Annotated in this window: 13 protein-coding genes; 7 read left to right on the top strand and 6 right to left on the bottom strand. The window is 39.9% G+C overall.

Features of this window, described 5'->3' with window-relative positions; translation table 11 throughout:
* Window positions 1-98: 98 nt before the first annotated feature.
* Both AC1M9F_RS02030 and AC1M9F_RS02025 read left to right on the top strand, forming a co-directional pair.
* A complete protein-coding gene (locus tag AC1M9F_RS02030) occupies window positions 99-2573 on the top strand; it encodes an LPS-assembly protein LptD (protein ID WP_481596921.1) in 2475 nt (824 codons plus the stop codon).
* The gene (locus AC1M9F_RS02025) at window positions 2573-3871 is read left to right on the top strand and encodes a peptidylprolyl isomerase (protein WP_481596920.1); all 1299 of its coding nucleotides are present in this window, start codon (window positions 2573-2575) and stop codon (window positions 3869-3871) included. The genes AC1M9F_RS02030 and AC1M9F_RS02025 overlap by 1 nt, the downstream gene beginning before the upstream one ends.
* A 107-nt stretch (window positions 3872-3978) precedes the next feature.
* Here AC1M9F_RS02025 and hfq read toward each other — a convergent pair whose 3' ends face one another.
* The 4 genes from hfq to tsaE form a co-directional block, all read right to left on the bottom strand.
* Window positions 3979-4491: an RNA chaperone Hfq gene (gene hfq / locus AC1M9F_RS02020; RefSeq protein ID WP_481596919.1), complete on the bottom strand. Its 513-nt coding sequence runs from the start codon at window positions 4489-4491 to the stop codon at window positions 3979-3981.
* Window positions 4492-4580: 89 nt separating this feature from the next.
* The gene (gene miaA / locus AC1M9F_RS02015) at window positions 4581-5525 is read right to left on the bottom strand and encodes a tRNA (adenosine(37)-N6)-dimethylallyltransferase MiaA (protein WP_481589849.1); all 945 of its coding nucleotides are present in this window, start codon (window positions 5523-5525) and stop codon (window positions 4581-4583) included.
* Between the two features lie 6 nt (window positions 5526-5531).
* Complete coding sequence (gene mutL, locus AC1M9F_RS02010; protein ID WP_481596918.1) at window positions 5532-7484, bottom strand: DNA mismatch repair endonuclease MutL; 1953 nt, start codon at window positions 7482-7484, stop codon at window positions 5532-5534.
* A gap of 8 nt (window positions 7485-7492) precedes the next feature.
* A complete protein-coding gene (tsaE, locus tag AC1M9F_RS02005; RefSeq protein ID WP_481591165.1) occupies window positions 7493-7960 on the bottom strand; it encodes a tRNA (adenosine(37)-N6)-threonylcarbamoyltransferase complex ATPase subunit type 1 TsaE in 468 nt (155 codons plus the stop codon).
* A gap of 116 nt (window positions 7961-8076) precedes the next feature.
* Here tsaE and AC1M9F_RS02000 point away from each other — a divergent pair, with 116 nt between their 5' ends.
* The 3 genes from AC1M9F_RS02000 (at window position 8077) to AC1M9F_RS01990 (ending at window position 9974) form a co-directional block, all read left to right on the top strand.
* Window positions 8077-9000, top strand: a complete 924-nt coding sequence (locus AC1M9F_RS02000) for an RluA family pseudouridine synthase (protein ID WP_481596917.1) — start codon at window positions 8077-8079, stop codon at window positions 8998-9000.
* Window positions 9001-9106: 106 nt separating this feature from the next.
* The gene (locus AC1M9F_RS01995; RefSeq protein WP_092766206.1) at window positions 9107-9409 is read left to right on the top strand and encodes a type II toxin-antitoxin system RelB/DinJ family antitoxin; all 303 of its coding nucleotides are present in this window, start codon (window positions 9107-9109) and stop codon (window positions 9407-9409) included.
* 121 nt (window positions 9410-9530) lie between these two features.
* Window positions 9531-9974 (top strand): GNAT family N-acetyltransferase, encoded by a 444-nt coding sequence (locus AC1M9F_RS01990; protein WP_035264628.1) that lies wholly within the window; start codon window positions 9531-9533, stop codon window positions 9972-9974.
* Between the two features lie 56 nt (window positions 9975-10030).
* Here AC1M9F_RS01990 and AC1M9F_RS01985 read toward each other — a convergent pair whose 3' ends face one another.
* Window positions 10031-10753 carry a pseudouridine synthase gene (locus tag AC1M9F_RS01985; RefSeq protein ID WP_481596916.1) on the bottom strand — a complete coding sequence of 241 codons (723 nt, stop codon included), beginning with the start codon at window positions 10751-10753 and terminating at the stop codon, window positions 10031-10033.
* A 123-nt stretch (window positions 10754-10876) separates the two neighbouring features.
* On the opposite strand from AC1M9F_RS01985, the gene AC1M9F_RS01980 reads away from it, so the two are divergent.
* Together AC1M9F_RS01980 and AC1M9F_RS01975 are read left to right on the top strand one after the other, a co-directional pair.
* Window positions 10877-11329: a DUF441 domain-containing protein gene (locus tag AC1M9F_RS01980; RefSeq protein WP_092766204.1), complete on the top strand. Its 453-nt coding sequence runs from the start codon at window positions 10877-10879 to the stop codon at window positions 11327-11329.
* Window positions 11330-11449: 120 nt separating this feature from the next.
* Window positions 11450-12301 carry an alpha/beta hydrolase family protein gene (locus tag AC1M9F_RS01975; protein ID WP_481592992.1) on the top strand — a complete coding sequence of 284 codons (852 nt, stop codon included), beginning with the start codon at window positions 11450-11452 and terminating at the stop codon, window positions 12299-12301.
* A 50-nt stretch (window positions 12302-12351) separates the two neighbouring features.
* On the opposite strand, the gene gltS is transcribed toward AC1M9F_RS01975, so the two are convergent.
* Window positions 12352-13575, bottom strand: coding sequence for a sodium/glutamate symporter (gene gltS, locus AC1M9F_RS01970; RefSeq protein WP_035264641.1), 1224 nt, complete (start codon window positions 13573-13575; stop codon window positions 12352-12354).
* Window positions 13576-13619: the final 44 nt, after the last annotated feature.

Here is a 13619-nt window from a genome sequence, read left to right as displayed (position 1 = left end):
GCTGAATATTTAAAGTGCTAAGTGTAGCCACTAATCCGTTTTTTCTCTATGATGCGACAATAATTAATTGCAATTTGCATACTTGGTTAATGATATAAATGAAGCATCAGTTTACTTTCAGCCCTTTGGCGACTGCTATTTTAACCTTATTGTGTGGTAGCACAGTCTCAAGTTATGCCGACTCTAAAGACAGTACAACTGAGGTGGACAATCAAGCACTTCAAACTGCAATTAAAGAAAGCTACCCTGGCCAGCGCTTCTTTGATCAATATTATGTCAATAAAAATTCAGCCGAAGCGCAACAACGTAGCACGCTCTCCCCAAGCTCGAAATTTTGTGCTCAAACTTGGTTGACACCAATCAGCCCTGATACCAAAGCAATTGATCCTGAGCAAGCAACGTCGATCATCACCGCTGATCGTGCATATTACAATCCAAATGGTGACTCAGAATTAGAAGGCAATGTCATCATCGATCAACAAGGTCGTATGGTTCGTGCAGATAAGATTAAAATTGACAACACTCAAACCCATGCCAAAGCTTCTGGCAATGTACAGTTAGCACAAGCCGGTTTATTGGCTCAAAGTGATCAAATTGACTACAATTTAAAAACCCAAACGGGACGCCTCAATAACAGCTTTTATATTTCAGAAGCGACACATGGGCATGGTCGTGCAGAAAATATTGAGCGCACCTCACCCAATATTTTACTCCTTCAGAATGCAACTTATAGCACGTGTCCACCTGAGCAAAGCCCAACATGGAAGATTCAAGCCAATTCGATTGAGTTAAATCAAGACACTGGGCGTGGCGTGACCAAAGGCACTAAACTATATATTAAAAACACACCAGTGCTGGCTGTGCCATATTTCAATTTCCCTATTGATGATCGTCGTACCACTGGCTTATTAAACCCAGGTTTTGGCTATACCAACGATGGTGGTTTAGAACTTGAAGCGCCAATTTATCTCAATTTAGCACCCAATTATGATGCGACTATAACCCCACGTTTCATTGGCGGTCGTGGATTGATGGCTGAGGGTGAGTTCAGATATCTGACTGAACAATATGGTGGCGGTCGTATTTGGGGTGGTTATTTAGCACAAGATCGTAAATATGATGATGAAGATCGTAAAGATTTACACCTCTTGCACAATTGGAAAATCAATGACCAATGGACGACCAATTTAGAATACAACTATGTTTCTGATAAAGACTTCTTTGCCGATCTAGACAGCAACCCGAATACAAGAACAGAGTTAAACCAACGCCGCGCTTGGGATCTTAATTACGCCAATGGAATTCCAGGGTTGCGCGCGCAACTCAAAGTTGAAGACTTCCAGACGCTAGACCCTGATGTTGATGATGTTGATCGCCCCTATGCGCGACTACCGCAATTGCTCGTCAATTATATCACTGGCAACCCGCAAGGATTGGAATACGAATTTAATAACGATACAGCATATTTCCAAAAAGATATTAATGACTTAAATGCTTCAGACAACTCAAATATGGACACCATTTATCAACCAAGTGGTACACGTCTTTATAATGAGTTTTCTGCTCGATATAATTTCCGCAATCAGTGGTCATTCTTTATACCACAAGCATCAGTTCGCTCTATAAATACTTTCTTTGATCAAAATACGATTGATCGTATCACTGAAGAACAAAGAAAAAAAACCAAAGACAATGCAGTTATAGTTCCAGAGTTTACTTTGGATGCAGGTCTTATCTTTGAAAAAGATGGAAAATTCTTACAAACCATCACACCACGTGCATTCTATGCTTATGCACCACACAGAAATCAAAACAGTTCACCGAACTTTGACTCAACCGCAGCGTCCCTGAATTACGATCAACTCTTTAATCCACGTCGCTTTTATGGCCACGACCGCCTAGAAGATAATAACTTCTTATCACTCGGGGTAAGTTACAGCCTCTTTGATACAATCGGATTAGAACGTTTACGTGCCAGCATCGGACAAAGTTACTATTTTGAAGACCGTAAGGTGACTTTGAATAATAGTCAAAATGACCCATTTAATACTGAGCGTCAAACTGGTCCTGTGATCAGCATTGCCAGCCAGCTTTCTCAGAACTTTACTGTGAATGCAAACTCAATGTGGATGTCTAATGGAGATAATGCTCAACGTGATCTACAAGTGTATTACACAGGTGATCAAGGTAACCTATACAACTTTGGTTATTTTAATCGTAAGCGACTTGAAGATCGTCAAGACCACTATGACCAAGTTACAGCATCCTTTATACAACCTGTGAAAGGTAATTGGAATTTGATGGGTCATATGCAATATGATCTAGACAACAGTGTTGCACGCGAGTACCTTTTAGGTATTAATTATGAGTCGTGCTGCTGGGGTGTTTCGGTCTACGGTCGCTCTTATTACAATGACTTAGATGATGTTAATGCACCAGATACCAAACAAAAACGTGCTGTAATGGCAGAGTTTACACTTAAAGGACTTGGTGGCTTAAACAGTAAGTTAAGCTCTTTACTGGAAAATCGAATCTTGGGCTTCGATAAAGTTAAACAAAATTGGACAAATTAATGAAGATGCAAAATTTAAAACAACTCTTTAAAGCTTCAGCGTTAGCACTTGTTATTTCTGCATCAGTGTCAAGTTATGCAAACCCATCAGATCAAATCGTTGCTATTGTTGGCAAAAGTGCCATTTTAAAAAGTGACATTGCACAAGGTGTCGCTGAGCTACAACATCAGCTTAAAGCTCAAAAACAGGATGTACCACCACTTCAGGTACTTGAAAATCAAGCTCTGAATAAACTCATCATCCAAAATGCACAACTTGAACAAGTAAAACGCTATGGCATTCAAGTTGATGAAAAAACTTTAAATGATGCTGTGCTTAATGTTGCTCGCCAGTCGAACAGTAATAGCCTTGAAGACTTCCAGCAAAAGCTTGACCGTATGGCTCCGGGCACTTATGAAAACCTACGTGCTAAAGTCGCTGATGATCTTGCTATTCAGCGCTTACGTCAACAACAAGTGATGTCACGCATCAAAATCAGCGACCAAGATGTTGAAAACTTCCTCAAATCACCGGAAGGTCAAGCTGCTGTGGGTACTCAAGCTCACGTGATTCACTTCAGAATTTCTGGTGAAGTCTCTCAACAACAACTCACTCAAGTCGCGCAACAAGTTCAAGATGCACTTCAAGCTTCGAATGATGTAGATGCGATACAGAAACAATTTTCTACATCTACAATTAAAGTTGAAGGTGCAGATATGGGCTCGCGCTCAATCGCAGATATTCCAGAAGAACTTGCATCGAGTATCGCTTTAGTTTCACCAGGCAATACTACTGATTTAATTCAGGCTCGAGATGGCATCCACTTGTTGAAACTCTTAGAGCGCAAGTCAAATGAGAAAAAGACAATTGTGCCACAATACCAAACTCGCCATATTCTGATTAAGACTTCTGAAGTGGTGAGCCCTGAAAATGCCAAACACACTATTGACAGTATCTATAGCCGTGTAAAGGCAGGTGATGATTTTGCAGTCCTTGCTGCAACTTATTCTAATGATCCAGGTTCTGCACGTGATGGTGGTAGCTTAGGTTGGGTTTCACCAGGTATGATGGTGCCAGAGTTTGATCAAAAAATGCAGACTGCGAAAATTGGCGAAGTCAGTGAACCTTTTGAAACACAGTTTGGTTGGCATATTTTGCAAGTTACTGATGCACGTCAGCAAGACATGACTCAGGAACAGCAAAAACGCATAGCGCGCCAAATTCTTGGTGACCGTCAATTTGATGCAGAGTTAGATGGCTGGTTAAGAGAGCTTCGCGCAAGTACATACGTTGAAATTAAACAACCCAACCAAAACTAATTTTTTCTTAATTGAGAGCCTCCACTATGGGGGCTTTAATTTTAATTTTTAGGCTGTTCATATAAAAAAAGGCACCTTCATCAGGTGCCTTTTTGATTACTCAAAAATTAACGATTGTTATCGTCTTCTTGAGCATCATCAAATTTTGTTTCGCCATCAAAGTTTGGTGTAGAAGTGGCACCAAAGCCACCTTGACCACCGAAGCCACCTTGACCACCGAAGCCACCTTGACCGCCAAAACCTTGACCGCCACCGAAGCCACCTTGACCGCCAAAGCCACCTTGACCGCCAAAGCCACCTTGACCACCGAAGCCGCCTTGACCACCGAAGCCACCTTGAGCACCGAAGCCACCTTGTTGACCACCGAAGCCGCCTTGAGCACCAGCAGGAGCGCCTGCAGGAGCACCAGCAGGACGTGGATTACGTGCAGGTACAACTGTTGAAATAGCGTGTTTGTAAACCATTTGGCTTACCGTGTTTTTTAATAATACAACGTATTGGTCAAATGATTCGATATGGCCTTGTAATTTAATACCGTTGACTAAAAAGATTGAAACTGGAATACGTTCCTTACGGAGAGAGTTTAAGAACGGATCTTGTAAAGTTTGACCTTTAGACATGTTATACTCCAAAAAATAAAATCAGCGCAAAAAAACTATCTTTATTTTTCAATTAAAATTTATAAAAAAGATAGTGAGTAAATTTTGCTTTATCCATATAAGTTTCGCAAGTCTTCTTGAGCTTGCTTTATCGTCAAAAAAGTTTGAAAACTGTGCGCTTCTTGCAAAGAACGTAACCAAGTGTATTGACGTTTAGCAAGTTGTCGTGTTGCAAACAAACACTTGTCTTCCATATCTTGCTTAGATTTGAGACTTCTATCACTATTTTTAAGAAAATCTAAAGCTTGGCGATATCCAACAGATCTCGCCGATGGCAAATTATCGTTTAAATCGTATTTTTCAATCAGATACTCCACCTCATTTAAAAAACCGATATCCCACATTATTTTTAGGCGCAGTTCAATTCTTTTGTGTAATTCTACACGATCAGGTAATAGCGCATAATTATGAAAATTGTAACGATATGGCTGTTTTTTAGGCTGTTCAGCTTGAAGCTCAGTGATAGGTCGACCTGTCAGACGATAGACCTCTAGCGCGCGTATAATGCGCTGACGATCACTCACTTTAAACTTCTCACCTGCCATAGGATCGACACGTTTTAACTCTTCGTAGACGCTCTCCCAACCCAATGCCATGGCTTCATTTTCAATTTGTTGACGTACCTTTTCATCAGCATTAGGGAGATTCGTTGCCAAGCCTTCCAACAGTGCTTTGTAGTACAACATCGTCCCACCCACCAAAATTGGGGTCTTACCGCGTGAATGTATTTCATCAATCAGCAGCGATGCATCTTCAACGAATTGAGCTGCCGAATAAACCTCGAGCGGTGTAATAATATCAATCAAGTGATGTGGATATCGTTCCTGCTCTTCTTTTGATGGCTTTGCCGAACCGATATCCATGTCCTTATAGATTAACGCAGAATCCACTGAAACAATTTCAAAATTACCGCGCTCATATAGCTCGCATGCCAAAGCAGTTTTCCCACTCGCAGTCGGCCCCATTAAGTTGATGACTGGCATTTGATTTGACATGTACAATTACTCTCCTCGAGCAAATAATTTATCTAATTGACTAAGTGGAAAAACTCTCCAAGTCGGTCGTCCATGATTACATTGACTTGCAAACTCAGTTTGTTCCATCTGCCTCAACAGTGCATTCATTTCAGAAATACTTAACATTCGATGCGCACGCACTGCGCCATGACATGCCATCCCTGCCAAGATATGGTCTCTTTTTTGTTGTAAAGCACTGGCCTCATCATTGGGATCAAGATCATTCAAAAGTTCTGGGATTAATGCATTAAAATCAGCTTTGTGCAAAATAGCAGGCACACCTCGCACTATCACTTGCTCATCGCCATATTGATCAATTTCTAAACCAAGCCGCGCCAACTGAAGCTTAAGGTCTTCGATACGCGTGGCTTGCATGCGTGTAATTGAAATCACTTTTGGAATAAGCAACTGCTGTGATGTCCAAAATTCAGGTTTATCCCAAGCAGATTTCATTTGCTGCAACAGGATTCGCTCATGCGCAGCATGCATATCCACAATGATCAAACCTTCAGAATTTTGCGCCAGAATATAAATTCCATGAAGTTGTGCAATTGCAATCCCCAAGGGGAACTCATCAACTCTAGACGATGTTGATTCCATCTCAGCATCATGAGGAACTTCAAAATTAGATGACGTTTCTTTCAAAGGTGCCAAATAAGACTTGAGTGCATTACTGATATTAGAATTTGAATAAGGCTGGCTCGGCGCACTATATTGAACTGACTGAGGCTGTTTAACACTAAAATCTGTTAAATACCCCTCATGACTCGATTCCTGCAACGTCTGGGACATAGGGGGCGATGCTGGAGCATTTTGATGCAGATTAAATTGCTCTTGATAACGTGGTAACTGTACTGATGGTGCGATGACATCTTGATCAAGCTTTACAGCCTGGGCTAAATCCGCAGTCGCAGTTTGAAATTGCGACAAAGTTTCTTTGGCAAAATGACGTACAAATTCGTGTACTTCACGTTGATTCAAAAATCGAATTTCATGTTTAGTCGGATGCACATTCACATCAATAAATTCAGGATCAACTTCTAAGAACAACAAATAAGCTGCATGTTGATGCCCATGCAAGATGCCATCATAGGCCATTCGCAAAGCATGAGAGATTGTTTTATCTTTTACGATACGACCATTCACGTACACATACTGCAAATCACTTTGTGCTCGAGCATCAGAAGGATGACCTAACCATCCTGATAAGCGCATATTGACACTATCAGCATCGATCCAATACGCATTTTCCGTAAATTGTCGACCTAAAAGCTGCTGTACACGTTGAAATCTGAGTTGACCACTGTCTGCGACAGGCAAATTTAAACGAATAGCACCATTATGTTCCAGCACAATCCGAATATCGAAATGCGTTAAGGCTAAGCGCCGTACGATTTCTTCAATGTGACCAAATTCCGTATTTGGCTTTTTTAAAAACTTTCGTCTTGCTGGCACATTAAAAAATAAATCTTGTACACGTATGTGTGTGCCTTGCTGAGTAGCAACAGCTTGAATCTCTTGATGATCAAAGGCCGTGCCGTTTACTTCGACCTGATAACCAATTCCTGAATCATCACGACTACTGGTCAAGGTCAAGCGCGAAACAGCAGCAATGGAAGCCAAGGCTTCTCCCCGAAAACCTAAGCTCACAATTGCATGTAAATCTTCAGCAGTTTGAATTTTACTGGTCGCATGACGCATGACCGCAAGCGGAAGATCCTCAGGATGAATCCCTTTGCCATTATCGATAATCTCAATCAGCGTACTACCGCCTTGTTCGACTCGAATGATTAATTCAGTCGCACCTGCATCAATGGAGTTTTCTAGAAGTTCCTTCACCACTGATGCAGGACGTTCAATTACCTCTCCCGCAGCAATTTGGTTTGCTAATGCAGGAGATAAGGTTTGAATTCGATTCAAGCTAAGATCATGCGCCATAGAATTATTTAAAACTGTGTCTTTAATTTTGCGAGTAAAGCTTCATCATTTGCAGAAATTGTGACATGACGTACTGATTCATCATCAGATTTCTCAATATTCAAGATAACATCTGCATTTGGAATTTCGTCACCACCTTTAGAGGGCCATTCAAACAAGAATAGTGCATCAGCAATATCCAGATAATCACGAATACCCATCAACTCAAGTTCATAAGGATCATTCAAACGATACAAATCAAAATGAAAGACATCCTGCTGATTGATTTTATAGGGTTCAACCAGTGTATAAGTCGGGCTTTTAACCGCACCACGATGACCTAAATTTTGTAACCAATAACGCGTCAGGGTAGTTTTACCCGCACCCAAATCACCAATGAGGTATATGACACCCTTTTCAATACACTGCCCTAAACATGCAGCTAATTTTTGAGTATCTGCTTCATCATTTAAGTTGAGTTGAAAAGAATATTGCATCTGGATCACATTAGACATCTGTTGAAGAGGTATAATAGCATGCTCCTGAACAGTGCCTATCTAGACTTGTTCAAAAACTCATTCATCTGATCATTTTTTTATTCTGTTGTCTTGTTATGCCAAAATCAAATTCAGAAAGTGCCCCAAGTTTTACGCCACCGATGATCAATGGTGTAACTGCCAGCAAAGTATTTCTTCCAAATCTCAAAGTCTCCCCGATTACGATTTATGACTTTCTCATTCAAGCCTTTTCTCATATAGACGCACTGGAGTGGCAACAACGTTTTCAAGATCGTCTTATTTACAATGCGGATGGCAATCCACTTTCAATCAACTCAGCGTATCAACCCAATTCTCATATTTTTTATTATCGTTTTTTAGCAAACGAAATTCATGTTCCGTTCAAGGAAAAAATTTTATACGAAAACGATGATCTGCTCGTGGTGGATAAACCTCATTTTTTAACCATGAGTCCGACAGGTCAATATGTTCAAGAAACCTTATTGGTGAGATTAAAGCAATTCACTGATAATCCTCATCTCACTCCGATTCATCGTTTAGACCGTGAAACAGCAGGTGTTGTTTTATTTTCAAAAAAAGTCGAAAGTCGCGGAGTCTATCAACAACTTTTTGCAGATCGAAAGGTATCCAAAACATATCAAGCCATCGCACCTTACTCAAAAGAATTAGTCTTTCCACGAACAGTTGAATTGCGCATCGAAAAGGGAAATCCATTTTATATAATGAAAGTATGTGAAGGCGTCACCAATTCTGTCACTGAAATTGACCTGATAGAACACAATTCACAGTGGGGACGATATATTTTGAAACCACTGACTGGTAAGCAACATCAACTCCGCGTTCACCTCAATGCGCTCAACATTCCAATCAAAAATGATCCTTTATATCCAATAATCGCGCATAAAGCTGAGGATGATTTCAGTGCTCCGTTGCAATTACTTGCTGATGAGCTTCAATTTATTGATCCGATATTAAATATTGAAATGCACTTTAAAAGCACGCAAACACTGACATTGTAGATTCATTGTAATGACAAATTTATATAATTTTCACGTTCAGACATTGAAATTACATTTACTTAGATTAAAATAAGCACTTAAATTTAGAGTCGTTTGGTTTTAATTCATGAGAAAAACAGAAGTTTATCAAGTCCGACTTGACTCACAAGAAAAAAAACAAGCCTTTGCAGTTTTTAAGCAATTGGGGATTACACCAGCGCAAGCAGTGCGTTTATTTTTCAAACAAGTTGTACTGACAAAGTCCATTCCTTTTGCAATCGAAAATCAAACGATCAACATGGATCAATTGTTGAAACTCAAAAAGCTTAAGCAAGAACAACAAGATTCCAATACTACAACTTCGAGTTTAGATGACGACGATTTTTTTGCAGAATTGAATGCACTTTTGGGTGAAAGCGATAAAGATTAATTTTTGACATAAGTTAACTTTGTCGTATTTTTAAACAATTTAATTTACAGCGCCCTGCGCAAATATGTTTAGCTCTTCATCATAACAAGATTAAAAATAATGATCTGAGGAGAGCTCAACAGTGATAGTACGGAAAGCCACAACAGAAGATCTCAATCAACTCGCTGTACTTTTTGATGAATACCGACAGTTTTATGGCGCATCATCCAATATTCAACAATCCTATGATTTTCTAAAACAGCGATTCGAAAACCAACAAAGTGTTATTTTTATTCACATCAAAAATGATGTAATCACTGGCTTCGTGATTCTTTATTTAGGTTTTTCATCCCATGCTTGTTCAAGCTACTACATTCTAGATGATGTATATGTCACTCCAATTTATAGAAGACAAGGTTCAGCCAAACAACTCATTGACACTGCAATTTTGTTTGCACAATCCGAAAAAGCCAGTCGAATTTCATTAGAGACACAACGAAGTAACTTTCAATCTCACCAACTTTACGAAAAGATGGGCTTCGTCAAAGACAATGAATTCCAAACCTATCATTGCTTTCTATCCTAAGGCATTACACAACATATCGTCTTGAGAATAGAGTCTTTAGCATTGATGATTTAAATCTAAAGGAGTTGAGCATCAGGACTTTGATTTTTGGCGGCGAGTATTTGCTGTTCAGTGAGATAGCAATATTCACCCTCAGCAAGCTGATCTAATTTTAATTGTCCAATTTGCAGTCGATGCAATGATTCAACACGATTTCCCACAGCAGCAACCATACGTTTAACTTGATGATAAACGCCTTGATGCACTGTAAATTGTAGGTGTTGTTCGCTTATGAGTTGAATGTCTGTTGCTTGAAACAATCCTGTTTCATTGCGAAGCTCTACACCTTGACCCAATTGAATGATTTGCTGCTCAGTGACTGGATCTGCTGTATGCATTTGATAAACTTTAGGAACATGTTTTTTAGGATGAGTCAGCGCTTGCAGAAATTGTCCATCATCTGTAAGTAACAATATACCAGTCGTGTCTTGATCTAAACGTCCGACTGTTTGCACTCCCCTTTGCAACAATATGTCATCGATTAATTCAAACACGCTGAAGTGATGCGTCGCTTGATGCGAGCATTCATAGCCTACAGGTTTATTGAGTGCTATATAAACTTTTTCACGATAAGTATATTCATCGTTATACACGTGGAAGCTAAGACCTTGAAGCTTCAGTTTATATTTCGGGTCCGTGATCACAGTACCATCAATGACCACTGCACCAGCTTTAATTAATTGTTGACAATATTTTCGTGATCCAAAGCCTTGAGACTGTAACATTTTTTCCAGAACCATGAATCACTTCCATTACTTACAATATTCGTTGAAATTTAAAGGATGCCATCTGAATGCAGACTTTAAATCAGTTAAACTATTATAACTTTCAAGTACTGTCCTGATAAGCACTGGATCTTCTTTATGTCTCAATTAGACCTCAATTTAATCGTTCTAATCATTTTATTGGCATGTGGAATATTCAGTCAAAATACAGCTGTCACAATTGCAGTCGCAGTACTTATTGTTTTTCGTATCACCCCTTTAAACGAGTATTTTCCATTGCTTCAACAGCATGGTTTAAATATCGGCATTATTATCCTCACCATTGGCGTACTCACGCCAATTGCCAGTGGCACCATTCCGGGTAAAGATATCCTCAAATCATTCTTGAGCTTAAACTCAATTTTAGCCATTGGAATCGGGTTATTGGTGGCATGGTTAGGTGGTCGTGGCGTAACGCTTATGGCGAATCAGCCAAATATTGTCGCTGGACTTCTGATTGGTACTGTAGCAGGTGTGGCTATTTTACGTGGCGTCCCTGTTGGACCTTTAATTGCAGCAGGAATACTTTCCATTATTATTGGCACTTCTTGAAACAGGTTGCTTTCACGACTGAGCAATCATTTCACAAACGCAACAGTCATTATTTGTTGGTTTAATCTTTTAGAACTGCAGTAAAGTATTTTGATTACGGATACTTGCACAGTTTAAATTATGCAAAAAATTAAAATTATTCGTCAGGATCAATACGAACTCGCTGCTACCTTTTTTCCTGCCGAGCATTCAAAGCGTCTTCCCGTCTTGGTGTGCCCTGCCACTGGAATTACTCAAAAGTTTTATCATCGATTTTGCGAATGGCTTAACCAACAAGGCTATGCCGTAATGGTGTTTGATTTTAGTGGTATTGGTGCTTCTCTTTATGGCCCATTGAAGCAATCCAAAGCAAGTATTGTGCAATGGGGACAGTTAGATATTCCCGCTGCGATTGATCAACTCTTACAACTTACCCATGCCAAGCAAGTTATTCTTGTCGGTCACAGCGCCGGCGGACAACTCATTGGGATTACCCCCAACCATGATAAAGTTGCAAAAGTCGTTGCAATTGCAGGTTCGACTGGGCATGTAAAAGGGCTCAAAGGTCGTACGAAACTACTTGCCCCTGTGATGTTTAAAGGTATTTTTCCTCTCGCACGTATGATGCTCGGTTACGGCCCTACCCAAGCCATTGGTATGGGGGAAAATCTACCGAAAGATGTTGCACGTGACTGGGCTCAATTTTGTAGTCAACCAGGCTATGTTATTAATGCAATTGGCAAAACGGTTACCCTAGATCAAGATTATCACAAAGAGATACGAATTCCTGTCACGGCCATTTGGGCAAGTGATGATGAGATTGCAACCGAAGCAAATGTTCAGGATTTACTTCGTTTGTATCCTAATGCACCTACTGAAGCGATCGAACTCAAACCCAAAGAGCTTGGCCATAAAGCGATTGGACACATGATGATGTTCAAACAGTCGCATCAAAATATTTGGCCGATGATCGAATCTCAACTGCATATATAAGTCTCCATAAGTAAAAAAACCGCCTTTAAGGCGGTTTTTTTAAACTTAGTCTATCCCAATATCCCAATGGAGAGCTGGATCACTATCGCATTTACAATATCGATGAAAAATGCACCTGTGAGTGGAATGAGTAAGAATGCTTTGTGTGAAGGACCATAGGTATTGGTTACTGCTTGAATATTGGCAATAGCCGTTGGCGTCGCACCCATACCAAAACCACAATGACCTGCTGATAAAACCGCAGCATCGTAGTTGCTCCCCATCACCTTAAATGTCACAAAAGCAGTGTATAAAATCAATACCAGCATTTGCACAATCAGAATCGTGACTAACGGACCTGCCAAATCTGCTAATAACCACAGTTGTAGTGATAACAATGCCATAGATAAATAAAGTGATAAAGATGCATTTCCAAACACGTCAATCGCACGATCAAAGATATTTACTTTGAATACATGTTCAAGCAGATTTCTCAAAATCACACCTGAACCTAGCGCCCAAACAAAGGTTGGAAGCTCAAACCATTTACCCTGACTAAAATCTGTCATTAAGTTTGCCGTGAATATACAAAGTGCAAACATACCAAGGGTCGAAACCGCATTACTTGCAGTAATTAATCGTGTCTTTTTTGGATATTCAAATGGTGCAGATTTTAACTGATCATCCAATTGTGATTCGTTTTGATCATTGTCAATTTTGTCAGCCAGTTGATGACGTTTAATTAAAAATTTAGCAACTGGACCACCCACGATACCACCAATAATCAGACCGAAGGTCGCACTTGCCATACCCAATACAATCGCACCTTGAATGCCATGTTGGGTTTCAAGCACTTGCCCCCATGCACCAGCCGTGCCATGACCACCCGTTAAGGTGATTGAACCCACAATTAAGCCAATAAGAGGATCTAAGCCTAAAACCGTCGCTAAACTCACCCCAACAATATTTTGAACGATCACAAATCCGATCACACAGAACAAAAATATAAATAGGGCTTTCCCGCCATCTTTTAATTTAACAAAATCTGCACCTAAGCCCACAGAGGTAAAGAACATCAGCATTAAAATGCTTTGAATTTGCGCATCAAATGTGGCACTGATATTAAAGAATTTAAATAAGATGAATGCTGTAATTGCTGCGACCAAACCGCCAATCACAGGTTCAGGTAAATTGTAGTTTTTAAAGAATTGGACGCGGTTGACTAGATAGCGCCCAATAAATAGAAAAAATACGGCAATCACGATGGTGCCAAAGGCATCAACTTCAAAATTCATTGTATTTCCCTAATGTTTTAATTTTAATCAATTTTCACAAAGAA

It is taken from the genome of Acinetobacter sp. ANC_7504, from assembly GCF_056779995.1.
The sequence above is the reverse complement of the archived record's forward strand: the minus strand, read 5'-3'. Positions and strand labels throughout refer to the sequence as shown.

Excerpts from the sequence above, each read along its gene's own strand:
- AC1M9F_RS02030 (WP_481596921.1), top strand. The coding sequence starts at position 99 with ATGAAGCATCAGTTTACTTTCAGCCCTTTGGCGACTGCTATTTTAACC.
- AC1M9F_RS02025 (WP_481596920.1), top strand. The coding sequence starts at position 2,573 with ATGAAGATGCAAAATTTAAAACAACTCTTTAAAGCTTCAGCGTTAGCA.
- hfq (WP_481596919.1), bottom strand. The coding sequence starts at position 4,491 with ATGTCTAAAGGTCAAACTTTACAAGATCCGTTCTTAAACTCTCTCCGT.
- miaA (WP_481589849.1), bottom strand. The coding sequence starts at position 5,525 with ATGTCAAATCAAATGCCAGTCATCAACTTAATGGGGCCGACTGCGAGT.
- mutL (WP_481596918.1), bottom strand. The coding sequence starts at position 7,484 with ATGGCGCATGATCTTAGCTTGAATCGAATTCAAACCTTATCTCCTGCA.
- tsaE (WP_481591165.1), bottom strand. The coding sequence starts at position 7,960 with ATGCAATATTCTTTTCAACTCAACTTAAATGATGAAGCAGATACTCAA.
- AC1M9F_RS02000 (WP_481596917.1), top strand. The coding sequence starts at position 8,077 with ATGCCAAAATCAAATTCAGAAAGTGCCCCAAGTTTTACGCCACCGATG.
- AC1M9F_RS01995 (WP_092766206.1), top strand. The coding sequence starts at position 9,107 with ATGAGAAAAACAGAAGTTTATCAAGTCCGACTTGACTCACAAGAAAAA.
- AC1M9F_RS01985 (WP_481596916.1), bottom strand. The coding sequence starts at position 10,753 with ATGGTTCTGGAAAAAATGTTACAGTCTCAAGGCTTTGGATCACGAAAA.
- AC1M9F_RS01980 (WP_092766204.1), top strand. The coding sequence starts at position 10,877 with ATGTCTCAATTAGACCTCAATTTAATCGTTCTAATCATTTTATTGGCA.
- AC1M9F_RS01975 (WP_481592992.1), top strand. The coding sequence starts at position 11,450 with ATGCAAAAAATTAAAATTATTCGTCAGGATCAATACGAACTCGCTGCT.
- gltS (WP_035264641.1), bottom strand. The coding sequence starts at position 13,575 with ATGAATTTTGAAGTTGATGCCTTTGGCACCATCGTGATTGCCGTATTT.